Consider the following 25363-nt stretch of genomic DNA (forward strand, 5'->3'; position numbering starts at 1 on the left):
TGATACGCCCTGCTCCAGCAGCTTGCGCGACCAAAGACGCCGGTTGGGGCGAGAAATGCCTGTCCAGCGGACAAAATCAGGCGATCTCCATGTCAGACAGCGTGCCACCGGGGGTATGTCGGCAAAAATGCTTGACGAAAAGCCGGTGGGGGCAAATACTTCCGTATAGCCTCTTTTCCGATAGCCTATAGGCTAAACCATTGTTTTGACAATGGAAGGACCGGATATGCCTTTCCCTGACGGCACGGCTCTTGATGAGGTTCTCGGCGGGCGTGCGCCTGATCTGATCCGGTCTCTGCTGCGGCCATTGACCACCGAAGGCGTCACCGAAACGGCGTTCGACGGCGGCGTCCTTTACGCGGGGACGCTGAAATCCGCGCAGACCGACCCGCTGGTTCTGGGCTTTGGCAAGCTGCATCTGCCGGGCGTCACCTCGGGGATCGGCTTTCGACTGGCGCTGTTCGACGACCCGCGCGGACGCTGGCATCTGGACCTGCTGCCGGATCGGCTGTCGCTGGCGCTGGACGATCTGCATGCCGCCGACCTGATCCCCGAACAGGGCACGATGCCGCGCCGTCTGGTCCGGCGCCTGACCGATACGCAGGTCGTCATCACCGGCGAGGCGGTGCTGCGCCTTGCGCGCGCCTCGGCCTCGGACGGGGTGGTGGTCCTGTTCGTCGATCACGCCTCGTCGTCCGATCCGCTGGCCGCAACAGGCCCGGTGGTCAGCCTGCGCTGCACACCGCCGCATTTCTATCTGGGCGGCTCGCAATTCGCGCTGACCGTGTCCGACCTGATCTTTGACGCCTCGCCGGATGTCACGCCTGCGTTCATCACCGCGCAGGGGCAGGGGCCTGAATGGATGGGGCTGGCCATCGCCGAGGCGACGTTCTTCGCGCCGCCAAATGCCATCGGGCAGGGCGGGTTCTCGGCCGGGTTGCGCAACCTGCTGCTGGGGGCGCCGCGCGGCATTCAGGGCGAGCTTGAGGTGCAATGGGGCCGCAGCCCGCTGGCGCCCTCGACCTTTACCTTCGTGCAGGACGGGCAGGGGCCGACGGGCGCGACGGCTGATCGCGTGGTGGCGCTGACCGGCGGGCAGGACCGGCCTGTCGGCATGGCCGTCGCCATTCAGGCGGCCAGCCCGCCCGAGGGCAGCTGGTCGGTGATCTGGCGCTGGCCCGACGGCACGACCAGCGAGGGGGCGAACGGCGCGGGGCAGGTGCGGCACGGCCAGATCCTGCGCGCCGTCCCGCAAGAGGTGCTGCCCTCGGGGCGGCGCCTGACCCATCCCGAGATCAGCTTTCGCTTCGTCTCGCAGGGGGATGCGCCGCAGATCGGGGTGACGGCGGGCGGGGTGGCGGTGGACCGCGTGGTGCAGGTTTCGGGGCCGGATCAGGCGCTTGCGGGGCTGGTCCTGCGCGCGGGATCGACCGCGCCGCAGCCGGGCGCCTTTGCGTGGCACCTGTCCGATGAGGCCCCCGCCATCGCTGGCGCCAGCCTGACGCTGAGCGCTGCGATGATCGCGGATGCCGCCCCCACCGGCCACGTGATCCTGCGTGAGACTGACGCGCAAGGCCGGGTCCGGCAGGCGCGGTTGCGGCTGGACCGGGTGCAGGGCAAGCCCCTGCTGATCGGCACCGAAAGCGGCGTCATCGACGGTGCCGCCCCGGCTGCTCCGCTGGCCCTTCAGGGGGTCGAGGACAGTTTCGACCTGACCGATTTCCACGCCTCGGGCGCGATGCGCCAGTCGGGCGCACTGGCGCGGGCGGATGCGGCGCGGCCCTCGGGGGTCGATGTCCCGGCGGGCGTTCTGGCGCAGGTCACGCTGGCCGAACCCCTGCCCCCCTTGCCGGTCGAACATGACCGCCATGTGCAGGTCCTGTTCCAGTTCGCCAACGGCATCCCGGCAGGCTGGGGCGAGATGCGCCCGGCGCGCGCCGAGCCCACGGCCTCGTCCGGGGCGCTGGCCACGCAGATCAGGGCGTGGGCCGCGAATTATCCGGGCGCGACCTTCCTTGCGATCGGGCGCTGCGACGATCTGGGCAGCGACGACCTGAACAAGACCCTCGCCCGGTCGCGGGTCGCAACCGTTCTGGACATCCTGAACAATCCGCCCGCGGGCAGCGGGCAGGCAGCGATCGAGGCCAGCCGGATCACCCATTGGGGCGAACAGGAGGCCCCCGGCGGCGGCGGCCACATCCCGCCGCTGGCCGCTGACGAACGCGCCGCCGACCGGCTGATCGAAACCCGCGAGGATCGCACCGGCTGGCCCGGCCAGCGCAACACCGCCCACGCCTCCGAGACGCTGCGCGCAAGCTATCGCCGGGTGGACCTCTATGCCATCGGCGGCACGCCCCTGCCTGCCGCCATCCGTGGCGCGGACATGGCCGACGAACGCCAGCCATCGCTGCGCCGGATGCTGGTGCCGGGTCTGGCGGCAGCGCCCGTGCCTGCGCCGGTCTCGACGCCCGCGACGGACAAGCGGCTGAAGCTGGTCGTGGCCTGGGACAAGCCCTCGGGCGCGGGCTGGCGCGACCTGATCCCGTCCAAGGCGCAGTTCGAATACGCCTGGACCCCGGCCTCGGGCGATCTGCCCGACCTTGGCGGGCAGCCCGTCGATCTGGGCAGCGAGGTCATCACGATCTATGGCAGCTGGTCGCATGACGACGCGACCGACTTCACCCGCAGCCAGATCGGCATCCGGTCCGACAACGATCCCGACGCGCTGATCCGCATCGACAGCCCGCACGCGGTGGCGGCGATGGCGCTTGGCCCGATGCTGCTATCCGATATCGACGCCACGACCGGCGCCTTCGAGGGGGCGGGCCGCGTCGCCGCCCTTGTCGGGGCCACCGCCTTTGCCCGCACCGATCTGGGGGGCGGCCCGCTCTTGGGCGATGACTCGCGGGCGCTGATCAAATCGGTCGAGGCGATGGCCGAATTCGACCAGCTTGCCGATCCGGGGCAGGGCTACAAGGTCGCGCTGACGGTCGATTACACGACCGTCCTGCATGTGAATACCGGTGCGATGGGTCTCAGGACCGACCCCGCCAGCCCGGTCAAGATCCGCTACAAAAAGGTCGGGCTGCGCTATGACAGCCGCGCCTCGGATTTCTGGAACCGGATCGGGCTGGAATACCCGACCGACGCGATGGAGATCGAGGATCCGGGCCGCTGGCAGATCGACGGCCCCTTGCGCGACATGCTGCGGGCGGTGGAAACCGCAATGGGCGTCGGATCGCTGTGGATCGAGACGCGTTTTGCCTTTGCCCTGAATATCGGCGTGGTCGAGATCAGCGAGGCCGTGATCCGCGTCACCTTCACCGGCGCCAGCCCGATCCCCGCCTTTTCGCTGCGCGGGCTGGTGGCGAAGCTGGACATCCCCGCCACCGTCAAGGGCGAGGGCCGTCTGCGGATCGAGGATGGCGGCGTCATCAAGGCGGGCATCGACCTTGAGGTGATCCCGCTGAAGCTGAAGGCCTCGGCGGCCTTCGCCATGCAGAACGTCGCAGGCCCGCCCGCCTATACCTTCGTGAACCTGTTCGCCAAGGTCCAGTTCCCCGCAGGCATCCCGCTTGGGCCGTCAGGCGCCGCGCTGCACGGCTTTGTGGGACAGACCGTCATCAATGGCCGCCGCGACGTGGCCCCCGGCACCGATGTCGTCAAGCGCGAGATCGGCTGGTGGCAGAAACCGCCCGAGGACAAGTATCGCGCCGAACGCGGCCAGCATGCGCTTGGGCTGGGGGCGGTGGTCGGCACGCTGCCCGACGCCTCGTTCGCGCTGTCGGCGCAGGGGATGCTGGTCGTGGCCTTCCCCTCGCCCGAGGTGATCTTTGGCGTCGAGGTCAAGCTGCTGTCGGTGCCCGATCGCGTCGCCCGCGAGGCGGGCGGCAACCCCGATGCGGCGATCATCGGGCTGGTGGTGATCGACGATCAGGCCGTGTCTCTGGCCGTATCGGCGCGTTACGGCATTCCGGGGCTGTTTGCGGTGCAGGCGCCGTTCTCGGCCCGCTTCCCCTATGACGGCCGGGGCAATTACGTCCGGCTTGGCAGCGACGGCCACGAGGGCCGCTCGGGCGAGCCGGTGACGCTGACGCTGCTGCCCGGCACGCTGGACCTGCGGGCCTTCGCCTATCTGATGATCGAACAGGACCGGCTGCACAAGCTGGGCGGGCGGTCCGATTTCAGCTTTGACGGCTTTTCGGTCGGCTTCGGCGCCGGGGCCTCGCTGAACTGGAAGGCGGGACCGATCAAGCTGAACGCCTCGGCGCTGATCCTGGCGGGGCTTGGCACCGATCCGGTCTTTGTGCGCGCGGGCATCTTCGTGCAGGGGCGGCTGGATCTGGTCGTCGTGTCCATCGGTGCGCGGGGCGAGATCCTGCTGACCTTGCAGGATGGCCGCGTCTGGATGAAGGGCGAGTTCTGCGGCAAGGTCCGGCTGATGTTCTTCAAGGTGCAGGGCTGCGTGCGTTTCCGCATCGGCAACGAGGCCGTCGAGGCCGTGGCCCCGCCGCCGCCGCCCGTGGCCTCGGTCGTGCTGACCGACCGGCGCGGGCAGATCATGGGCGAGGCGACAGCGGCAGGCACGCCGCAGGGCCGTCCGATCTTCGATCTGGTCGAACAGGATGGCCGGATGGTCAATCGCGGAGCCGATCCGCGCGACAATCACACGGTCTGGGCCGATACCGCCCCGGTGGTGAACTTCCGGCACTTTGTCGAGGATGCCGATACTGGCGGGCAGTTCCGCAGCACGGGCCAGCCTTCGGGCGCGGTCTGGTTCGGATCGAACCGCCTGAAATACGCCTATCGCATGACCCGCATCCGTCTTGTCCAAGAGGATGGCACCCCCGACGGCAGGCTTGTGTCGGGCGTGCTGGCGCCTGAACGGGCCTGGGTCACGTCACCCGCGCGTCAACCGGGCAGCGGCGGCGCGGTGCAGCCTTCGGGGGCCGAGGTCCACAGTCTGAAGCTGCTGGACTGGCAGCCCTGGGGCTGGGCCGTGCCGATGGCCGATGGCGGCGCGGGCCAGCCGGGTGATCCGGTGCAGGGGATCGACGATCTGTGCCGCGCGCCTGCGGCGCTGCCGGTCGCCTGCCTGTCGGGCGCGGATGCGCGCCGCGCCGGGCCTTATCGCATCCGCCTGCTGCCCGAGACGCCGGCCACCGGCCCCTATCCCAGCCGCTTTGCGCTGAACGGCGCCGTAGGCCATGTCGTCGCGGGGCGGCGGCTGGATGACAGCGCGCTGATAGCGCGGGCATCCGCTGTGGGCGCGCTGGTCCATGACGGCGCGGTCATCGACCTGCCGCAGCCCGTGCCGGGCCGTGCAGGGCCGATCCGCCGGGGCTATCGCCTGCCCGAGGCCGCAAGGGCGGGCGATGGCGGCATGACCCGGCAGGCCCTGCCCTGGCTGGGCGATCTGGACCGGCCCGTGCAGGGCGCCACGCTGCTGGTGCTGGTCTGCGATGGCCGCCTGAGGCCGCCTGCGCGCAAGGCGATGCGCTGCGCCGATTTCGCGGGCCTGCCGCTGGATACCAGCCATCAGAGCCTGCCATTGCCCGATTTCCTGCTGCGGGCGCGGGGCAGCGCGCGGCACTTCACGATCACCGACCAGGTCGATGCCCGGCAGGGTGGCGCGGTGCTTGGCGCGGATCGGCAGCCCGACATCCTGATCACCGCGCCCGGCCTGACCATCCGTCCCGAGGTCGCCACCACCGGGATCGAGCTGCATCTCTGGCGGGCCGAGGCGCGCCCCACCCGGCTGAGCTGGATCGACGCCGATGGCAAGCGCCACGACCTGACCGATCCGGGGCTGGACAAGGGCGCGATCACCCTGCGCGCCGAAGCCGCGGCACCCATCCTGCAGCTTGAGATCGAGACCGAGGCCAAGGCGCTGCATCTGTATCGCCTGTGCCACGACCTGCCGCAGGATCGGCCCGGCTGCGTGGGTTTCGGGCGGGTCAAGCCCGACACGCTGCAGGGCGGGCGGCTGGCTCTGGGGGGCATGGAATTCGCGGTCATCGACCCTGCCAGCCGGATCGGGCTGGCCGACATGGTCGATCTGCGCGGCACGACGCCCCGCGCAGGCAGCGACGGCCTGTCCGAGCTGCTGTTCCCCGACGCCGGGTTGCAGATCACGCCCGCGGCTCCTTGGCACTCGGTCACCATCGGTATCCGGTCGGGGTCCGGGGGGGTCAAGGTCCAGGGCCTTGCCGCCGATGGCAGCCTTGTGGCCGAGGCCTTCGCGCCTTACGGCGACCCGGTCGATCTGCACCTTTCCAGCCCCGCAGGCATTGCCCGTCTGATCCTGCGCGGCGGCCGGAACGAGGCCGTCATCTACCGCATCTGTTCCGACGACCCCACCGCCGAACGATGCCACGACTTCACCGGCCACCGGCCCGGCGTGACATCCGCGCTGACCCTGGCCCCCGGTCTGACATTGCAGCCTTTGCTGCGCGGGGCCGAGCTGAAACTGACCGATGATCTGACCGAGGCGCAGCGGATCCTGCCCCGCCCCGATGGTCGCCCGGAACTGGCCCTGCCAGAGGGCGGGGTTCTGATCTCGTTGCCGCGCGCGGCGCGGGCGGTCACGCTGCATCTGGTGCTGGGACCGGGCGCGCATGTCCGCGCCGAGGCGCGCGACAGCCGCGATCAGGCGTTGGCGCAGGCCGAGGACAAGGCCGAGGCCCTGTCGCTGGTCCGGCTGCGGCTGGAGGGGCCGGGCATGACCCGTGTCCTGCTGGAGGCCGAGGGCATGGCGCGCCTGCTGCGCCTGTGCATCGAGGATGACGAGGGCGGCACGGACGAGGCCCTGCCCGTCGTGCAGACCCAGCAGGGCCAGAGGGCGCATCAATGGCCGGGCCGCGTGCTGGGCCGCATGACCGGCCCCGACGGCCTGCCCTGCCGCGTCGTGGCCTATGAACAGCCCTCGTATCTGCCGCGCATCGACAATTTCGGGATCATCCCCGGTGCCGGGCATCGGGTGGCGGTTCTCAGCCTTTGCGCCTCGGACGGGGCGGCGGCCGATGCCCGCGCCCGCGACGCCGAGGCCCGCGCCGGCTTGCGCGACCGCGTGGCCGAGGCTGCCGGGGCGCCGCCTGCCGCTGCCGTCGCGCGGCCCATCCTGCTGGACCCCGGCCAGACCTATCGGATCGAGGTTGACTGGTCCTGGCAGGCCTGGCGCTCGAACGCGGCGGGAACGAACGCGCCGCCGCCCCGGCCCCTGGGGGCGTGGCAGACGGGTGGGCGGCAGAGCTTCCGTTTCCGCACCGCCGACCGCGACCTGGCCTCGGGCGCCGTGCAGGACGGCCTGAACGAGCATGTCTTCGATGCCCGCGACCTGGCCCGCTATCTGGCCCGGACCGAGCCTGCCGATGGCCGTGACACGGTCTTTACCGATGACCCGGTCTGGGCGCATTTCACCGCCGGCCATGTCGAGAACCTTGCCGCGCGCCATGGCCGCAAGCTGACGATCGCCTTGCGCCGCAGCGATCCTCCGCCCAGCCCTGACGCGGCGGCGCGTCTGGCCGCGACCCGGCCCGCGCTGATCCAGATGATCCGCGCCGCAGCCCCGCAGGCGATCCTGCCCATGGCCGAACAGCGCATCAACCGCGCCGTGGCCGAGGCGCCCTGCCTGCCCGACGGGCCGGTCACCGGGGGCCTGTCGCTTGGTGCGCGCCACGCGCTGGAACCGCGCGCCATGTATGACCTGCGCGTGCTGGCCCCGCGCCTTGACGACAGCGACCCCGTCGAGATCGCGGCGACGCGTTTCGTCACCTCGGCTCATGCCTCGCCGCAGGCGATGATGACGGCGATGGGGTTTGACGCGGATGGCGGCATCGCGCCCCTCGGCCCCAAGGACATGCTGATCAATGGCGTCCTGCCCTCGGGCGGGTTGATCCTGTCCGACCAGTCGCTGCTGGAGGCGCTGACCGCTTTCGGCGCCGACACGCTGCCCTTGCCGCAGGACGGCGCGCGCGTGATCGCGCTGTGGCGGCAGGGCTGGACCACCCCCGAGGTCGCGGGCATCCTGATCGACAGCCCCGAGCCCCTGCGCCGCGAGGCCGCGGTGCTGGTCGATGGCCAGGCCGTGCCCTCGACCCGCTGCGCGCCCGACCATCTGGCCATCGGTGGGACGCGGTTCGACCCGGTCAGGGCCAGCTTCAACTGGACGCGGGTCCTGTTCGTGCCTGCAACGCCTGTCGCCCCTGCGCCGGATGCGGTCCTGTCCTTCGGCATGACCGTCACGCCCGGCGGCCTGCTGACGGGGCGCCGCATCATGCAGGCAAGGCCGCTGATCCTGGACACCGAGGGGTTCTGACATGGCCAATATCGCACCCCTTCACCTGCTGAACCTTGCCGGGCTGCCCGCCACCGCGCAGGAGCCGCACCTGCCGCGCGGCAACCATCTGCGGGTGACGCATCATCCGGGGCTTGGCCTGCCGGTAGCGCCCTTCATCCTGCAACGGGCGCGGTTCGACGGGCTGCCCGACACCGTCGCCCCGCGCCGCGATGTCGTTCTGCATGACGGGGCGGGGCGGTTGCTGTCGCTGCCTCTGGTGCTGGACAAGGGACAGACCGTGTTCGCCACCATCCCGCAGGGGCCGGGGGCCAGCTGTGTCTGCGCCATGGTCGCCGCCGATCCCGTCGCGCCCCCCGTGCTGCCGCGCCCGATGCCCGTGCCGATGCCGCGGCCCCTGCCTAGACCGATCCCGCGGCCCATGCCCTCGCTGACCCGCCCGGCGGCGCCCGTGCTGGACCGCGACTGGCTGGCGGGCGCATTGGCGGGCGTGATCCCTGCGGCGCCGGGGCCTGTCCTGTCCGCGACCATGGCGCAGATCCGCGCGCCCTCGCCGCGTGTCGCCGCCTATGGCAGCGCCTTTGGCGGTGATCCTGCGCTGCTGGCCGCCCGCGCCGAGGCGCCCTATACGCTGGCCGCGCCGGGCATTGCCGAATTGCGGATCACCGGACCGGGGCGGATCACCGACATCGCCTGGATGGCGGCGCAGGATCTGGACCAGTTGCGCTGGAGCAGCATCGAGATGATGCACCTGCCCCGCGAACACGGCATGCGCTATCTGTCGATCAAGGGCGCCAAGGGCCGCGCCTATGACGCCGTGGCCGCGCAGGCACCGATGCGGCGGCCCCTGCATGAACTGGACACGCCCCTTGCGCCGGACGCCGCGCCATCCTTTGCCGACCATGAGGAAATCGACCGTGTGACCACGATCGGCGCGCCGCTGATGGCCGATCTGGATGTGCTGATCGACGGACCTGAACCGCCCCTGCTGGCAGCCGAGACCTTCGAGCTGACCGACGACGACAACAACCGGCTGGCCGGGAATGCTGACGAAAGCAATGTCTCGGTCGGGCATCTGGCGCGTGTGATGCAGGCGGCGCTGGACCCCGGAATTGCCGCGCTGCTGGGTTACAAGGCGATCGAGCCAGGCGACGACCGCCTTGGCGGGCTGGCCATTTACCGGGTCATCGGCTTTTTCCGCGATCCGGCGGATCTGGGCGCGGATCAGGCGCTGCTGGACGAATTGGCGCTGCCCTTGGTGCGGGAACGCGATCTGGGCGGCGACACGGTCGAGGTCATCATCCGCAAGCTGGCGGGCGATCTGATGCGACAGAAGCAGATCAGCCTGACGGGTCGGCTGGATACCGCGCCCCGGCATTTCAGGCTGGATGCGATCGCGGTCGTGGACCGGCGCGCGCCGCCGCTGCCGCCCGCGCCGCCACGCCTGATGCCGCCCGAGCCAGGCCCGTGGCACCCCGCCCCGGCCCCCGCCGCGCTGCGCCGGATCGACCTTCCGCTGGCGGGGGTGGCGCCGGGCGCCTTGCTGGCGCTGCATCGCCAGCAGGGGCCATCGGCGCCTGCCGTCAGCCTCAACCCCGAAGCCGCTGGCGGCTGGCACATGCCGATGGCCCTGGGGTTGGCCGGGCTGGAGGATGACATGCCGCTGGCCGATGCCGACGGACGCGACGGCACGCTGAGCGACACCGAGGCTGGCGAGGCCGCCGCCCGTTATCACGTCGCCCAGCAGGACCCGTTCGGTCGATGGTCGGCGCCTGCCGCGGTGCTGGCCCCGGCGGGCATCCGCCCCCTGCCGCCGCAACCCGTGCTTCAGGGCAGCTATCTGCCGCCCGATCCCGCGCTGGCCGCGACGACCGGCGGCATGGTGCATCTGCATGTCCCCCTGCCCGACGATGATGCCCTTGCGCCGGGCTCGCTGCGGCTGTCCTTTCTGCGGCTGCATTTCCAGCATGAACCGGCCCAGGGCGGGGGCGCGGTTCCCTTGCCGTCCATGGATATTCCGGTGTCGGCGGCGATCGCGGTCGATCAGGGCAGCCCGACCCATCCGCCGCGCCGGGTGATCCCGGCCAGCCTGCAAGCGCCCGTTCTGGCGCAGGCGCAGATGCGGCGCATGATCGTGACCGCGACCTGGCATGACAGCGCCGCGCGCGCCTCGGTCCTGTCGAGGCCGCTGCGCCTGCCAATGGCCGATCCGCGCCCACCCGAGCAGATGCCGATTGCGGAGCCGCTTCTGTATAGTGGCCGCCCCGATGCGACGGGGCTTGCCTGGGTCGAACGTGGCTGGAACGTGCCTGTCAGCGACCCGCCGCATCATGCGGTCTATTACAGCGACGAGGTGCGGATGCTGTCCTGGCTGCGCCGCGCCGGTCGCAGGGCCGAGGCCGACCGGATCGCTGCCGTGACCGACCGCGCGCAGCGCGCGGGGATGCTGCGGGCGATCCAGTCTGATTTTCCCGACGACCTGTTCGAGCGTCTGCCCGATGCCGTCGAACAGATCGCCCCCGGCCAACGGCGTTTCCGTCACGCGGTGTCCGGGTCCAGCCGGGTTCTGAACGCCTATCGCATCGCCACCGAGGCCCCCGGCAGCGGCGCGCGGCCCGCCCTGTCGGGGCTGGACATGGTGTTCTACGCCGTGCCGAATTCCGACCCGCCGCCGCGCCCCTCGGTCTCGGTCCGCATGGTGGCGGCGGGGCCGCAGGATCAGGGCGCCGCGCTGGTGGCCGAGGTCTCGATCACGTTGGAACCCGGCGTCACGCCCCCCTTGCGGGTGCGCCTGCACCGCACGCGCGGCGGGCCTGCCGATCCGATGTCGGCGCCGGTCGTCGCGGAATGGGCGCTGCCCGTCGGCTCGGGGGGGCAGCAGGTGCAGACCTTCCGTGATATCGGCCGCGCGCTGATCGCGCCCAACGCGGAACTGACGCCCTATGCGCCCTATCGCTGGTTCGCATTGGTGCAGGGCGCGCCCGAAAGCGGATCGTCGCTGCCCGGACTATGGAGCGCGCCTTCAGACCCTGCGGGCCTGTCCGCGATCCCGCCCGAGGCGCCCGGCCCCGCGCGCCTCGACCGGATCGAGGCACAACCCGTCCCCGGCGGTTTCCGCGATCTGGTGCTGGTCGTCGCCCATCCTTTCGGGCTTGCGCCGACGCCGCAGGGCGCCTGGCGGTTCGAGGCCTTCCGCGCCGATCCCGGAGAGGAGTGGCAGGCCTTCGCGCAGGGCGAGGTCAGGCAGGCCGATCTGCGGATCGCCGATCCGGTCGCGGGTGGTGTGACGGCGGCAGGAACGCTGTTTCTGGTCCGCCTGACCGATCCGCTTGGCCGCCCCCTCGCGCCGCTGGAGATCGAGGCGCGCTGACCTGCGGGCCTCGTCCCGCCCTGCCCGACGATGACCAGATCGAACGCGCGGCCCGAAGCGGCCGATGAATAACGCTTCGAAGCACCGCCTCAGCCAGGCAAGGTGGAGCCAAGACACCGCTGATGTCGGGTTGGCATGCGGGGGTAGTGTTGCACCAGTTCTCGATGGTGATACGGCTGCCGTTGGTTTGGCTCCAGACCCATTTATTTCAGGTTGTAGGCGTGTTTCAGACTCCGCAAGGACCGACCTTGGCCATGCGATCGAGGCCTTGAGCGACGACCGCATTGGGCTTTTCCGCCTCTTTGCGATCCAGGCTGGTTCGCTGGAGCTGGTCGATCTGGCATTAGGGCTTAACACGCGCCCTCTGTCGCAGTGCGCGGGGCGATTGGCCAAAGCGGGCTTTGAACGCACGACTGAAATGCGCCATGTCGTTGAAGCCCCAAGAGAATGCAATTTCCGTCAACGTGAGGCGCGACTTTGCCGGGTCACTTATGTCAAGCTGGGCATTCTCCAACCGCTGCGTCCAGATCCATCGGCTCAGGGTTTCGTCCTCCCCGTCGAAAGCGCGGTGGATGGTACTGGGGTCGATCCGTTGCGCAGCCGCGATCATCCCGACGCAAAGCCCGGGGTCGCGCAAATGCTGCAGGGCGTAGGCCTTGATCGTGGCGCGCCGGGCGTCAGGACTGCCACGCGCCCATCCTGCACGACGGTGCAACAGCCGCGTTTCTGGATGCTGAACAACAGCTTGTCTTCTTCGTGGCGGGCGATGTTGCGACATGTGCGGCGAACCTTTTGCGCTGAGGCGCACACCTGTGTCACGCCGATCTCGCCCACCATTCCCGCATCGATCCGGCCATGGAATGGGGCCAGCCGGTTCCGTTCCTCGCAGTCCAGTGCGGTATAGGTGCGGCACACAGCTTCGACCCAGTAAGACAATCTGGCGTTCCGAGGAACAGAGGCTGTGGTCCAGAGTGGCTGCATGGAAAAACATACCGGCTCTTTGCACCGCGTCCAGAAAAAGCCTCGGGCCTGCAATTCCCAGTCAAGTTTTCCGCACCGCCCAGACAAGCCTGACCCAAAGGCCGGGGGTATTTCCATGAAATCAAGAGCCACCAAAAACCAACATGGAGACCCCTGTGACCAAGCAAAAACCAAGGTTCCGCGCCGCCGCCGTTCAGGCCGCGCCGATTTTTCTCGACCTGGATGCAACGATCGACAAGGCCATCGGCCTGATTGAGGAAGCCGCCGGCAACGGAGCCGACCTTGTCGCGTTCCCCGAAACCTTCATTCCGGGCTACCCCTGGTATATCTGGCTGGACAGCGTGGCCTGGCAGATGCAGTTCGTGCAGCGCTATTTCGAGAACGCGCTGGAATATGGCTCGCCGCAGGCCGAACGTCTGGCAAAGGCCGCACGCGACAGCAAGATCATGGTCGCCATGAGCCATTCAGAGCGCGACGGCGGCAGCCTTTACATGGGGCAGTGGATCATCGGGCCGGATGGCCGGACGATCGCCAAGCGCCGCAAGCTGAAGCCCACCCATGTGGAACGCACGGTCTTTGGTGAGGGCGACGGCCGCGACTTGTCGGTCTATGACAGCGAGCTTGGCAAGATCGGCGCCCTGTGCTGCTGGGAGCATCTTCAACCGCTGAGCAAATATGCGATGTTCGCGCAGAACGAGCAGGTGCATATCGCAGCCTGGCCCAGCTTCTCGATCTTCCCGGGCGGGGCTTATCAACTGGGACCCGAGGTCAACACCGGCGCAAGCCGCGCCTATGCGGTGGAAGGCGGCTGCTTCGTGATCGCGCCAACCGCGCTCGTGTCGCCAGAGATGTCAGAAATCCTGTGCGATACGGACACCAAGAAGGCGCTGCTGACCGTCGGGGGCGGGTATGCGCAGATCTATGCACCGGACGGACAGATGATCAGCAACGTGCTTGCTCCGGATGAGGAGGGGCTGGTCTATGCTGATATCGACCTTGGCATGATCTCTCTTGCGAAGGGCCCGGCAGATCCGTCAGGGCATTATTCGCGTTCTGATGTGACGCGACTGGTTCTGGACAAGACCCCGCGCGAGGCCATGCTGGTTCTTCATGCCGACAGCCCGGCGCGCAATCTCGCGGACGAGGCGCCTGAGGACGAGCCGGACGTGAAGACCGTCTGATGAAGGCGGGGGCGCGGTGCCGTACTCGGGACTGTTGCCCCGCCGGTCGGGACATGCCAGCGAGATGGGCCCACAGGAATTACGTTGCACCGGCATGATGCGGGTGCAACGCGCCGATCATGGACCGAAGCATCCGGCCGGGGCGATCCCGGAGGAAGGACCGCGGCAGGAAACCCCCAGGCCGGGGATGATCGGTTCACCGGCGCGTCAGGCCGCTTTCGTCAAAAGCTGGCACTGATTGCCAGAAACAGGGACCGACCGTTGATGACGGTGTTGAAATCCGCGCTGTCTATCTGCTTGTCGAACAGGTTCCGGATCTGGCCGTCCAGCGTGACCCGGTCGCCAATCCGGTATTCGACGCCCAGATCGGCCAGCACATAGCCTTTCCAGGTCTGGGTTCCGCTGCGGCCCGCCACCGTCTCTTCGCCATGATAGGCGATGCTGCCCCAGAGCCCGAGGTTGTCGCGGGCCTGCCAATCCGCACGCAGCAGCGCTTTGTGGCGCGGAGTGCGCGTCAACGGCAGTCCCGCATTCTGGCCATTCTTCTGCTCGGAATCGGTAAAGGTATAATTGGCGCTGAGCGTCACCGCATCGCCCACTTCGCCGTGCCCGGTCAGTTCGAGGCCGCGGATCCGGGCCTTTCCGATGTTGTAATACTCGTAGCGCTGGAACCGCGTTCCGTCCAGCGCGATCGTCTCGCCCGTGTCCCGACTGTCGATTCGATTGCGGAAATCCGTGTAAAAGGCCGTGGCGCTGAAGCGCAGTGCCGGGCCATCGTGGCGCAGGCCCAGTTCGATACTGGTGCTCTCCTCGGGGTTCAGATCGGGGGTCCCGACGATCACGGCGCGCCGCTGGTTGGTCAGGAAATAGTAATCCTCGGCCGTTTGGCGCAGTTCGGGTGTGCGATAGCCGGTCGCCACGCCGCCGGTCAGGAAAAGGTCGGGCCGCAGCTGATAGACCGCGTAGAGGCGCGGCGTCAGCTTGCCCCCAAAGCGCTGGTCATCGGTCCAGCGCAAGGCGCCCGTCAGCGAAAGATCGGGGCTGACCTGCCATACATCCTCGGCAAAGAGCGCCGCCTGCCGGTTGGCAAAGTCGAACTGCTCTTCGGTGGCAAGGCCCGGGTTCTGGTCGCTCAGCCGGGCGCGGGACAATTGTCCCCCCAGGGTCACGTCATGGCTGCCCATCGCCACGAAGCTGCGATCGGCCTTGAAGTCCAGCGTGCTGTTCCCGATCTCGGGGCGGCGGCTGGATCCGTCGGTCTGCCGCGACCCCTGTTCCCAGGTCAGAGTGGTTTGTGTCGCCCAATCCCCGATGTCGCGCCGATAGCGCAGCGACAGGCTGTCGCGACGGTTCACACGGGTCACCGTGTCGGGGTCCGTGATGCGTGTGCGTCCGGCCTCGGCGGTCAGACCCTCGGTCGGGTCGGGCGCCCATGTCAGACGCGCGCGCAGGTCGTTCACGTCGCGCGTGCCGGGACCGTTCGCGCGCCCCGATCCGTCGCGCTCGAATCGACGGCCCCAAAGCTGCGCCGACCAGTCACCCGGTAAAGGCGTGCCCGCATGGAACGAGATCTGGCGGTCCGCCGCATCCGCGCTGTGCTGGGGGATGGTTCCCTCGACGCGCACCCCGCCCTGAGCCTCGGTCACGCCGGGGCGGGTGATGATGTTGACCACACCGCCCATTGCATCCGAACCGTAAAGCGCCGACATCGGGCCGCGCACGATCTCGATACGGTCGATCATCTGGGCGGGGGGAATGTAGAACTGCTCGATCCCGCCTGAACCGTTCGTGCGCGATTCCCGGGTATTCTGGCGTTTTCCATCGACAAGGATCAGCGTGTATTCACCCGGCAGCCCGCGGATCGAGATGTTCTGCCCGTCGGCCGTGCCGCTGGTGCTGACCCCGGCGGCATCGCGCAGCATCTGCGTCAGATCGCCGGTCGGACCCCGGCGCAGGTCGGCGCCGTCGATCACCGTCACGCTGGCCGGAGCCGTCGCCAGAGCCTGTTCGCTGCCGCTGGCGGACAGCACGATGGGATCAAGCAGGAAGGGCTGCGTCTCTTGCGCGGCGGCGGGAACGGCAAAAACGGACAGGCTCAGAAGGACGCGCAGGGGCATAGAAACGGTCATGGGTCGATGATTTCCGGATACAGGACAGGGGACAAAGGATCACTCGGGCGCGGACAGGCGGGCGGCCTGCGCCAGCGCGCATTGCTCAAGCACCGTGAACAGGTTCAGGCCGGCAGCGCCCATCACGAAGGGATGCGGTTCCGAAGGAGCGCGGAGGGCCAGTTCCTCCATCAGCCGGTCGGCGCCGTCGCGGCGGACATGGTTGGACAGGAACACATCGACGCCATCGCGCCGGGCGCGTTCGCGCGCCATCGCAGCCGAGGCCGCATATTCCTCGAACAGCCCGACATTCGGACCGAAATTGAAGCCCGCCCCGCCCCACAGCAGAGCGCGGTGCGCTGTCCCGCCATCCCATAGCTGCATCAGCGGAGAGATCGTGCCGGGCGTGTGCCCGGGCGTTAGCATGACCTCCAGCGTGCCTTGGCCGGTGGGGATCACTTGCCCATCGGCCAGCACAAGATCGCGGTCCGGAGCGGGGCCGAAGCGCGGATGCGGCGGCGTGCGTTCGGCCAGCCGCCAATCGGCCTCGGACATGGCGACGGGCACGCCCAATGTCTGCGTCAGGAAGCGCGCACCGCCGTAATGGTCGCCATGGGCATGGGTGACAAGGATCAGCCGGATCGCCGCAGGGTTCAGCCCGAGGCTGCGCATCCCGCCCAGGATGTCGCGTTCGGCCTCGGCGGCGGTGTTGAGCGTGTCGATCAGCACATATCCCGCCTCGGACCCGTAGAGCCATGCCGAGACCGACGCATTCCCCAGAAACCACAGATTGTCGAAGACCTGCATCGGCGGAAGGGTCGTCTGAAGGCTGCCGCCGGTCCGCTCGGGCCGGGTGCCGCCGCTTCGCTGGCGCGGTGCATTCACGTCGCGCAGTCGCATGTTCAGGTCGCACAGATCGGCAAAGCCCGGAAACGCAGTCGCCGCCTCGCGGCCCGCGCGGGCATGATCCTCGGCCTCGGATGCCGTCAGCGGCAGGGGCAAGATCAGCAGGAACGCCGTCAGGACAAGGCGGGGAACGAAGCGCATGGCAGCTCACCTGTAGAGGGGTGACGGTTTTGGCTGGCATGCGCTTGCTTATCTGGGGATGCCTCTAGCCTCATCCTGCTGCGGATGCAAACCCCGTGATCTTGTTTCGCCGGGCCGGCAATCCGCATCAGCGGCTCAGATCACCATGACGGCGCGAAAATCGTTCACGTTCGTCAGCGTCGGGCCGGTGCGGATCAGGTCGCCCATGGCGTCGAACAGCGAATGGCTGTCATGCGCTCGCAGATGCGCTGCCGGATCAAGCCCGGCTGCGGCGGCCCGGCCCAGACTGTCAGGGCCGATCAGCGCCCCCGCCGCATCCTCGGTTCCGTCGATCCCGTCCGTGTCGGCAGCCAAAGCATGGATGCGGGGATGCCCACGCAGAGCGATGGCCAGCGACAGCAGGAATTCGGTGTTGCGCCCGCCCCTGCCCGGTGTGACGCCGCCCAGGGTCACGGTCGTCTCGCCCCCGGACAGCAGCACCAACGGCGCGGCGGCGGGCGTGCCATGCGTTGCGGCGGCCCGCGCGATCCCGGCCATGACCATGCCCATGTCACGGGCCTCGCCCTCTAGCGCATCGCCCAGAAGGATCGGTGTGACGCCCGCCTGCCGTGCCACGCGGGCGGCGGCGTCCAGCGACATCTGCGGTGTGGCGATCAGGCGGTAATCGGGCACCAGCCTGGGCGCCGGGCGCGGGGGCGCCATCAGCACCGCGCGCACGGATTGCGGCAGATCGGAGCCAAGCCGCGCGACCAGCGGCGACAGATCATCGCCCGCCGAGGGGTCGGGCACCGTCGGCCCCGAGGCGATGGCCGCAGGATCATCGCCCGGCACGTCCGAAATCGCCAGCGTCACGACGCGGGCCGGATGCGCCGCCCGCGCCAGGCCGCCGCCCTTGATGTCGGACAGGCGGCGGCGGATGCGGTTCATGTCCTCAATCGTCAGGCCCGATCGCAGCAGCAGGCGGTTCACGGTGATCTTGTCCGCCAGCGTCAGGGGCGCACGGGGCAAGGGCATCAGCGCCGACCCCCCGCCCGAGATCAGCGCAAGCACCAGATCATCGGGGTCGGCAGCCGCGACCTCGGCCATGATCTCGCGGGCAGCGGCCTCTCCGGCGGCGTCGGGCACGGGATGGGCGGCCTCGCGCACGCGGATGCGAGTCGTGGGAACGGCATGGCCATAGCGGGTCACGACCACGCCGCGCAGATCCACCTGCGGCCAGGCGCGTTCGACGGCACGCGCCATCGCAGCTGCGGATTTTCCCGCGCCCACCACGATGCAGCGCCCGCGCGGCGGCGGCGGCAGGTGGCGCGCCAGCACGCGGTCCGGATCGGCGGCGGCGATGGCTGCGTCCAGCATCCGCCTGAGCAGCAGAGGCGCCTCGGCCCGTGCCATATCAGATATTCTCCGCGCGGATCGCCTCGCAGACGGCATCGGTCACCTGCCGCGTATCGGCGGTGCCGCCGACATCCGGCGTCATCACACCGTCGGCGCAGACCTTCTCGACCGCGCGCATCAGGCGGGCGGCAGCCCTTGGTTCGCCCAGATGGTCCAGCATCTGCGCTGCGGTCCAGAAGGTCGCTACCGGGTTGGCGATGCCCCTGCCGGTGATATCGAAGGCCGAGCCGTGGATCGGCTCGAACATCGAGGGATAGCGCCGCTCGGGGTCGATATTGGCGGTCGGCGCCACGCCCAGGCTGCCCGCCAGCGCACCTGCCAGATCAGACAGGATGTCGGCATGCAGGTTGGTCGCCACGATCGTGTCGAGGCTGCGCGGCTGCTTGACCATCCGGACCGTCATCGCATCGACCAGCATCTTGTCCCAGGTCACGTCTGGAAACTCGCGCGAGACCTCTGCCGCGATCTCGTCCCACATCACCATGCCGTGCCGCTGCGCGTTGGATTTCGTCACGACCGTCAAGAATTTGCGTGGGCGCGACTGCGCCAGGCGAAAGGCGTAGCGCATGATCCGGGTGACGCCGACGCGCGTGAAGATCGCGACCTCGGTTCCGACCTCCTCGGGCAGGCCCTTATGGGCGCGGCCACCATGGCCGGAATACTCGCCCTCGGAGTTCTCGCGCACGATAACCCAATCCAGATCGCCCGGCCCGACCCCCTCGAGCGGGGACCGGATGCCCGGCAGGATCCGCGTCGGGCGGACATTGGCATATTGGTCGAAGCCCTGGCAGATCGGCAGGCGCAGGCCCCACAGGGTGATGTGGTCGGGGACGTCGGGCGCGCCCACCGCGCCGAAGAAGATCGCGTCGAAGGCGCGCAACTGTTCGGTGCCGTCCTCGGGCATCATCGCGCCGGTGCGGCGATAGCGCTCGGACCCCCAGTCGAAGCGGGTCACATCCAGCCGGAAGCCGCCGTCACGGCGCTCCAGTGCCTCAAGGGCCTGAAGGCCCGCCGCGATTACCTCGGGGCCGATGCCGTCGGCGGGAATGGCGGCGATCCGGTATTGTTTCATGCAGGGCTCCTGTCGGTCATGGCCCCGGTCGGGGCGCGCTCCGGGTCAGGTTAGGGCCACGAGGCTGGACGGCTCAATTTTCGCAAGATTATATACACAAAAGCAATAATCCCCGAACGGAGGCGATCCGATGGACATCCAGCAATTGCGCTGCTTTCTGGCCGCGGCCGAGACGCTGCATTTCGGGCGTGCCGCACAATCGCTGGACATGCTGCCCGCCTCGCTTGGCCGGCAGATCCGCCTGCTGGAGGAGCGTCTGGACAGCCGCCTGTTTCTGCGCACCACCCGCAGCGTCACCCTGACCGAGGCGGGGACCGCGATCCTCGAGGATGTGCGCGCACTGGTCACCCAGGCCGATCGGCTCGAGACACGGCTGCGCGGGCTGCGCCGCGAGGGCACGCCTGTTCTGAGAGTGGGCGCCATCGACAGTGCGGCGGCGGGGCTGATGCCGCAGCTTCTGCGCCATCTGCGCGCCGAACACCCCCAGATCGACGTGCAGCTGATCGAACAAAAAACCATCCACCTGCTGCCCAAGCTGCTGAGCGGGGCGCTGGACATCGCCTTTTGCCGCCCGCCCGACCAGCGCGATCCGCGGATCGAGTTCCGCACCCTGTTCTTCGAGACCGCCGTCGTCGCCCTTCCTTCGGACCACCCGCTGGCCAGCCGCCCCGAGATCGCCATCATCGATCTCGCCGAGGCGCCTTTGATCGTGCCTGACCGCCGGTCGCGGCCACATTCGCACGACCTGACGATCAAGCTGTTCGTCGATGCCGGACTGACCGCGCGCATCGCGCAACTGGCCGAGGAAAAGCACACGATCGTCAACCTGGTGGCGACGGGAACCGGACTGGCCATCGTACCCCGCTGGACCGCGCGCCTGTCGGTACCGGGCGTCAGCTTCGTGCCGCTGGCCATGGCGCCGGGCCATAGCCTGTCGCGGCTTATCCTCGCAGCGGCCTGGACACGCGGCACCCGCGATCCGCATCGCGACGCGCTGCTGGCGATCCTGGAGCGTCATCTGGCCGAAATCGAGTCCAGCGCCTGACTGTAACGGTTCTGAATATAATTTCTGGTGGATTGAGCGACCCGGCCCTGCCTTCCATGCTCGTCAGATCAACGGCCCGGCCCGCAATGCCCGGCCGGACAGCCGAGGGAGGAAGAGAAGAATGAACCGCATCATCACCACCGCCGTGTCCGTCACCTTTGCCGCGATGCTGGCCGCACCCGCCACCGCCCAGGACCGCGAGGGCTGGCCGTCGAGCCTTAGCATCTCGACCGGATCGCAGGGCGGGGCCTATTTCGTCTGGGGATCGGGGCTTGCCTCGCTGATCGGCGAAAGGCTGGGCGTGCCCGCAAGCGTCGAGGTCACGGGCGGTCCCGGCCAGAACGTGGCCTTGGTCGAAACTGCCGAGACGCTGCTGGGCTTCGTCACCACCGGCCCCGCCCAGGAAGCAATGCTGGGCGAAAGCGAATTGATGCCCGGCATGGAGGCCGCCAATCTGCGCGCGCTTTTCCCGATGTATCAGACGCCGCTTCAGGCCGCTGTCCTGACCTCATCCGGGATCGCGAGTTTCGAGGATCTCGAGGGGCGGCGCGTCAACATGGGGCCGGCCTCGGGTACCTCGGCAACCTACTGGCAGCGCTATTTCGACACGATGGACATGAATGTGCGGGCCAGCTTTACCGGTGCTTCGGACGCGGCGGGCCAGATGGCGGACGGGCTGATCGACGCCTTCGTGTTTGCTGCGGGCCTGCCGACCGGAGCCTTCAGCCAGCTGGCCATCGAGCAGGACATCACCTTTCTGTCGATGAACGACGACAATGTCACGGCCTTCCTGAATGCGGTCCCGTCGATGCAGGAATTCACCATTCCCGCCGGCACGTATAACGGACAGGACGACGAGATCAGGACCGTGTCGATGTGGAACTTCGCCATCGCGCATGCGTCGGTTCCCGACAGCCTGGCCTACGAGATCACCAAGCTCGCGCTTGAGGACAATGCCCGGCTGGTCCAGATCCACGCCTCGGCGGTCGAGACCCTGGCTGAGCATTGGGACAAGAACAACTTCATGCCCTTCCATCCCGGTGCAGTCCGCTATTACGAGGAAATCGGCATCACCATTCCCGACGCGCTGCGCTGATCCACGCGGCCTCAGCAACCCGGTGATCCCATGAACCCGACCCCGCCCGCCCCGCGGCCGCCATCCGCGCAACAGGACGACGCATCGATCCGCCCCGACGCGCCGCTGGCCGCCATCGACGCCATCGACGCCATCGACGAGGAGGTGCCGGCCGGAAACCAGCGCGTGTTCGCAGGTCTGCGCCAGCACGGTTTTGCAGCAGCCTGCGCAGCTTATACGCTGTTCCATCTGCTGGTAATGAACCTCTTTCCCATGGAAAGCTGGACCTATCGCTTGGTGCATCTGGGCGGCGGACTGGCCTTGGGCTTTCTGCTCTTCGCGGCCCATCCGGTCGGCGATGCCAGGCAGCGTGCGCGGCGCGGAGGCGGGCTGCTACTGGTTCTGGCGGCGTGCTGCATCGGCTGGGGGCTGGCGGCGGTCGGGGCGATCTGGGTCAATTGGTGGGCCTTTGGCGCCGCCCGGCCCCCCGTTTGGGCGATGAGCAGCCTCGGCCTGCCGCTGGCGGCGGGGACTGCGCTGGCCGTGCTGCAAGGCTGGCTGCACCCTGCGCGCCGGGGCGACCGGGCCGCGCCCGCCGACATGCTGCTGGCGCTGGCAACGCTGGCGGCTGTCGCCTATGTCATCTTTTTCGTGCGTGCCCTGCAGATGCGTGCGGGCATGCCGATGGCCCTGCCTGCGGACATGTGGGCGGCGGTCGCCATCGTCATCCTGATCCTGGAGGCGGTGCGCCGGATGGCAGGGTTGGCGCTGGTCGTGATCGCAGGGATCTTTGTGGCCTATGCCCTCGCGGGACCCTGGCTGCCGGGCATCCTTGCGCATTCGGGCTACTCGCCAAAGCGGTTCTTTTCCTACATCCTGACCGATAACGGCATTCTCAGCGCACCCATCGCGATTTCCTCGACCTACATCATCCTGTTCGTCGTCTTCGCAGCCTTCCTGCAGACTACCCGCGTCGGCGCCTATTTCGTGAACCTGGCCTTTGCGGCGGCGGGCGACAAGCGCGGCGGCCCGGCCAAGGTGGCGATCTTCGGATCGGGGCTGATGGGCATGATCAACGGCACCTCTGCGGGCAATGTCGTGGCCACGGGCAGCCTGACCATCCCGCTGATGAAGAAGGTCGGCTATCGCGGGCAGACTGCCGCCTCGGTCGAGGCCGCGGCATCGTCGGGCGGACAGATCATGCCGCCGATCATGGGTGCAGGTGCCTTCATCATGGCCGAGATCACCGGCATACCCTATACCGAGATCGTCTGGGCCGCCCTGATCCCCGCGATCCTGTATTTCGCCTCGGTCTATTTCATGGTGGACCTGATGGCGCAGAAATTCGCGATGGTCGGCCTGCCGCGATCGGCGCTGCCGCGCCTCGCGGAGCTGCTGCGCCAGATCTATCTGCTGTCGCCGATCGTGGTGCTGGTAGTGGCGCTGTATCTTGGCTATTCGGTGATCCGCTGCGGCACGCTGGCGATGATGACGGCGGCGGTGGTGTCGTGGCTCACGCCGCATCCGATGGGGCCGCGCCAGCTGTTCCAGGCGCTGGATACGGGCGCGCGAATGACCTTTCAGTTGGTCGCGGTCTGCGCGGCGGCGGGAATCATCGTGGGCGTGATTGCGCTGACAGGCATCGGGACCCGGTTCTCGTCGCTGCTGCTGGGCATTGCGGACCAGTCGCAATTCCTCGCGCTGGCCTTCTCGATGTTGGTGGCGGTCGTGCTGGGCATGGGGATGCCCACGACAGCCGCCTATGCGGTCGCGGCCAGCGTGATCGCGCCGGGCCTGATCAATTTGGGGATACCGCCTCTGACGGCTCACTTCTTCATCTTCTACTTTGCGGTCATGTCCGCGATCACCCCGCCGGTGGCGCTGGCGGCCTATGCGGGGGCGGCCTTGGCCGGTTCCGATCCGATGAAGACAAGTTTCGAGGCCTTCCGCATCGGCCTCGCGGCCTTTGTGGTGCCTTACATGTTCTTCTTCTCGGACGCGCTGCTCTTTCAGGCGGGCTGGATCGAGACGCTGCATGTCGTCGCATCGGCGCTGCTGGGCATCTACATGCTGTCTTGCGGGGTGATCGGCTGGTTCGCCGGGGCGCTTGGATGGCCGGCCCGCGTGCTGCTGGTCGGCGGTGCGCTGTCGATGCTGAAGGCTGGCCTGGTCTCTGACCTGACGGGGTTGCTTATCCTGACTGCGCTGTATCTGTGGCAACGAAATCGGAAGTTTGCCAAATGAGGTCAGGGACACCGGACAATGAATAGCGGGTATGCCTGGTCAACACATGCCTGATGGCATCGCGGACGTATCGGGGCCTTGACGCCTATTGTCGGGATTCATGGCAATTAAATGACTGTTGCTGCGCGGGCGACTGCCGAGAGGAAGATCTTCGGACATCTGTTATATCTCGTTGCCAGGCGCCTCCAATCCTTGGGCCTGCCGAACAGATCGCGATGCGACTGCTCTGCCCCCTGAGAACTGGACCGTTTGAAGCGGGAGTTTTCGGCTAAACTTTCCTGGCTGGGAAAGGAGCTGAGAACGATGAAGGCATCGAAATTCACCGAAGCGCAGAAGGCGTTCATTCTTAAGCAGGGCGAGGAAGGCACGCCAGTCGCTGAGATCTGCCGCAAGGCCGGTATCGGGCAGTCGACCTACTTTGCCTGGAAGAAGAAGTATGGTGGCCTGTTGCCTGACGAGATGCGGCGGCTGAAGCAACTCGAGGACGAGAACGCGCGGCTGAAGCGGATCGTGGCCGACCTGACGCTGGACCGGGAGATGTTGCAGGACGTTGTCCGGCGAAATGTATGGTTCGTCCCGCCTGTGCAAGGTCCTTCCTGATGACGTTCAGGATTGCATGAATGTATCCGGCCTCTCGCGAGTGGGCTGGTTTTCCAGCCAGGCCATGATGAGATCCGCACGCGCCGTTCCCAATTAGCTTGTTCGGGCACGAAGCCCGCTTTCGGAACGGGTTTACGGCGCGTCGATCTAGCGAGACCCCGGCGGCCCATGCCAGCCCGAGGATGAGGCGGTCATATAGCCTCGACATGGTGTTCACCTTGAGATTTTGCGTCGCAGGGTTGCGGCGCGCCCATTTTGGCCGCGCCGCAAGACGGGCCAGGCTAGCGCGAGAAATGCGTACGGCGCAGATCTTCGTAATAAGGCGAGCCGGACGCCTGCAGGCGATTCCAGACCGAGTCATGTGCAGCGGTTACATAGGCATCGCGGGCCTCGCCCTCCAGCTCCATGACTTCCATTCCGGCGGCCTCGAGCTTCGCGTTCACCTCGTCGGTGTAGACCAGCCATTCATCGCGCGAGGTCTTTTCGAAGGCAACGGCGGTTTCGGTCAGGATCGTCTTGGCCTCGTCGCTGAGCGCGTCCCACTTTGCCGGCGCCACGAAGATGCCGAGGTCGGTCTGGAAGATGGACGGCTCGATCCTGACCTTGAGGAATTTGTCCCAGCCCCACTCGCACCCCGCGCCTTGGGGTCAGTCCGACCATGATCCGGGCGAAGGCACCGCCATCGGTCCAGCGCTTCCAGCGGTCGTGGAGGGTCTTGGTCGGGCCGTGTTCCTTCGTCGCGTCACACCACCCGACTCATTGCGATTAGGGCGTGTTGACAAAAGGGACGAGGCGCGCGGGGGGCGCCCTGATTGGCTCGCGTCCGGCCGAAGGCCGGACCAGCACACGGCCCGGAGGGGACGCCCAGGCAGTCCCGGATCGACCAGCCTTTCCCCGGAAGGCGGGCGCGGCGCAGGGGGTGATGATCGCGCGGCCTTCCGCTTGGGAA

At 68.1% G+C, this 25363-nt stretch carries 12 protein-coding genes and 2 pseudogenes; 7 read left to right on the plus strand and 7 right to left on the minus strand.

Annotated elements, in window-relative coordinates:
• Nucleotides 1-226: 226 nt before the first annotated feature.
• Together ACTZWU_RS08720 and ACTZWU_RS08725 are read left to right on the plus strand one after the other, a co-directional pair.
• Nucleotides 227-8317, plus strand: coding sequence for a hypothetical protein (locus ACTZWU_RS08720; protein WP_444736966.1), 8091 nt, complete (start codon nucleotides 227-229; stop codon nucleotides 8315-8317).
• A gap of 1 nt (nucleotide 8318) precedes the next feature.
• Entirely contained in the window at nucleotides 8319-11666 is a 3348-nt protein-coding gene (locus ACTZWU_RS08725) for a hypothetical protein (RefSeq protein ID WP_444736967.1), read from the plus strand.
• 343 nt (nucleotides 11667-12009) lie between these two features.
• Here the strand turns inward: ACTZWU_RS08725 and ACTZWU_RS08730 are convergent, their stop codons facing one another.
• Complete coding sequence (locus ACTZWU_RS08730) at nucleotides 12010-12657, minus strand: helix-turn-helix domain-containing protein (RefSeq protein ID WP_444736968.1); 648 nt, start codon at nucleotides 12655-12657, stop codon at nucleotides 12010-12012.
• A gap of 145 nt (nucleotides 12658-12802) precedes the next feature.
• On the opposite strand from ACTZWU_RS08730, the gene ACTZWU_RS08735 reads away from it, so the two are divergent.
• On the plus strand, nucleotides 12803-13828 hold the full coding sequence (locus ACTZWU_RS08735; protein ID WP_444736969.1) for a carbon-nitrogen hydrolase family protein: 1026 nt from the start codon (nucleotides 12803-12805) through the stop codon (nucleotides 13826-13828).
• 221 nt (nucleotides 13829-14049) lie between these two features.
• Here the strand turns inward: ACTZWU_RS08735 and ACTZWU_RS08740 are convergent, their stop codons facing one another.
• The 4 genes from ACTZWU_RS08740 to ACTZWU_RS08755 all read right to left on the minus strand — a co-directional run bounded on the left by ACTZWU_RS08740 (nucleotide 14050) and on the right by ACTZWU_RS08755 (nucleotide 19450).
• The gene (locus tag ACTZWU_RS08740; protein WP_444736970.1) at nucleotides 14050-15957 is read right to left on the minus strand and encodes a TonB-dependent receptor domain-containing protein; all 1908 of its coding nucleotides are present in this window, start codon (nucleotides 15955-15957) and stop codon (nucleotides 14050-14052) included.
• Between the two features lie 39 nt (nucleotides 15958-15996).
• Nucleotides 15997-16983: an MBL fold metallo-hydrolase gene (locus tag ACTZWU_RS08745; RefSeq protein ID WP_444736971.1), complete on the minus strand. Its 987-nt coding sequence runs from the start codon at nucleotides 16981-16983 to the stop codon at nucleotides 15997-15999.
• Between the two features lie 135 nt (nucleotides 16984-17118).
• Nucleotides 17119-18375, minus strand: coding sequence for a glycerate kinase type-2 family protein (locus ACTZWU_RS08750; protein WP_444736972.1), 1257 nt, complete (start codon nucleotides 18373-18375; stop codon nucleotides 17119-17121).
• A gap of 1 nt (nucleotide 18376) precedes the next feature.
• Complete coding sequence (locus tag ACTZWU_RS08755; protein ID WP_444736973.1) at nucleotides 18377-19450, minus strand: tartrate dehydrogenase; 1074 nt, start codon at nucleotides 19448-19450, stop codon at nucleotides 18377-18379.
• Nucleotides 19451-19580: 130 nt separating this feature from the next.
• Between ACTZWU_RS08755 and ACTZWU_RS08760 the strand changes: the two genes are divergently transcribed.
• The 3 genes from ACTZWU_RS08760 (at nucleotide 19581) to ACTZWU_RS08770 (ending at nucleotide 23814) form a co-directional block, all read left to right on the plus strand.
• Entirely contained in the window at nucleotides 19581-20495 is a 915-nt protein-coding gene (locus ACTZWU_RS08760; RefSeq protein WP_444736974.1) for a LysR family transcriptional regulator, read from the plus strand.
• 121 nt (nucleotides 20496-20616) lie between these two features.
• The gene (locus tag ACTZWU_RS08765; protein WP_444736975.1) at nucleotides 20617-21591 is read left to right on the plus strand and encodes a TAXI family TRAP transporter solute-binding subunit; all 975 of its coding nucleotides are present in this window, start codon (nucleotides 20617-20619) and stop codon (nucleotides 21589-21591) included.
• A gap of 30 nt (nucleotides 21592-21621) precedes the next feature.
• On the plus strand, nucleotides 21622-23814 hold the full coding sequence (locus ACTZWU_RS08770; RefSeq protein WP_444736976.1) for a TRAP transporter permease: 2193 nt from the start codon (nucleotides 21622-21624) through the stop codon (nucleotides 23812-23814).
• 107 nt (nucleotides 23815-23921) lie between these two features.
• Here ACTZWU_RS08770 and ACTZWU_RS08775 read toward each other — a convergent pair.
• Nucleotides 23922-24023 (minus strand): annotated as a pseudogene (locus ACTZWU_RS08775) (IS5/IS1182 family transposase); the annotation flags it as partial.
• Between the two features lie 94 nt (nucleotides 24024-24117).
• On the opposite strand from ACTZWU_RS08775, the pseudogene ACTZWU_RS08780 reads away from it, so the two are divergent.
• A pseudogene (locus ACTZWU_RS08780) lies at nucleotides 24118-24375 on the plus strand (transposase); the annotation flags it as partial.
• A 320-nt stretch (nucleotides 24376-24695) separates the two neighbouring features.
• On the opposite strand, the gene ACTZWU_RS08785 reads toward ACTZWU_RS08780, so the two are convergent.
• A complete protein-coding gene (locus ACTZWU_RS08785; RefSeq protein WP_444737165.1) occupies nucleotides 24696-25010 on the minus strand; it encodes a hypothetical protein in 315 nt (104 codons plus the stop codon).
• Between the last annotated feature and the right edge of the window lie 353 nt (nucleotides 25011-25363).

Origin of the sequence: Paracoccus sp. NSM (assembly GCF_052379855.1) — a bacterium.
Classification (GTDB): domain Bacteria; phylum Pseudomonadota; class Alphaproteobacteria; order Rhodobacterales; family Rhodobacteraceae; genus Paracoccus.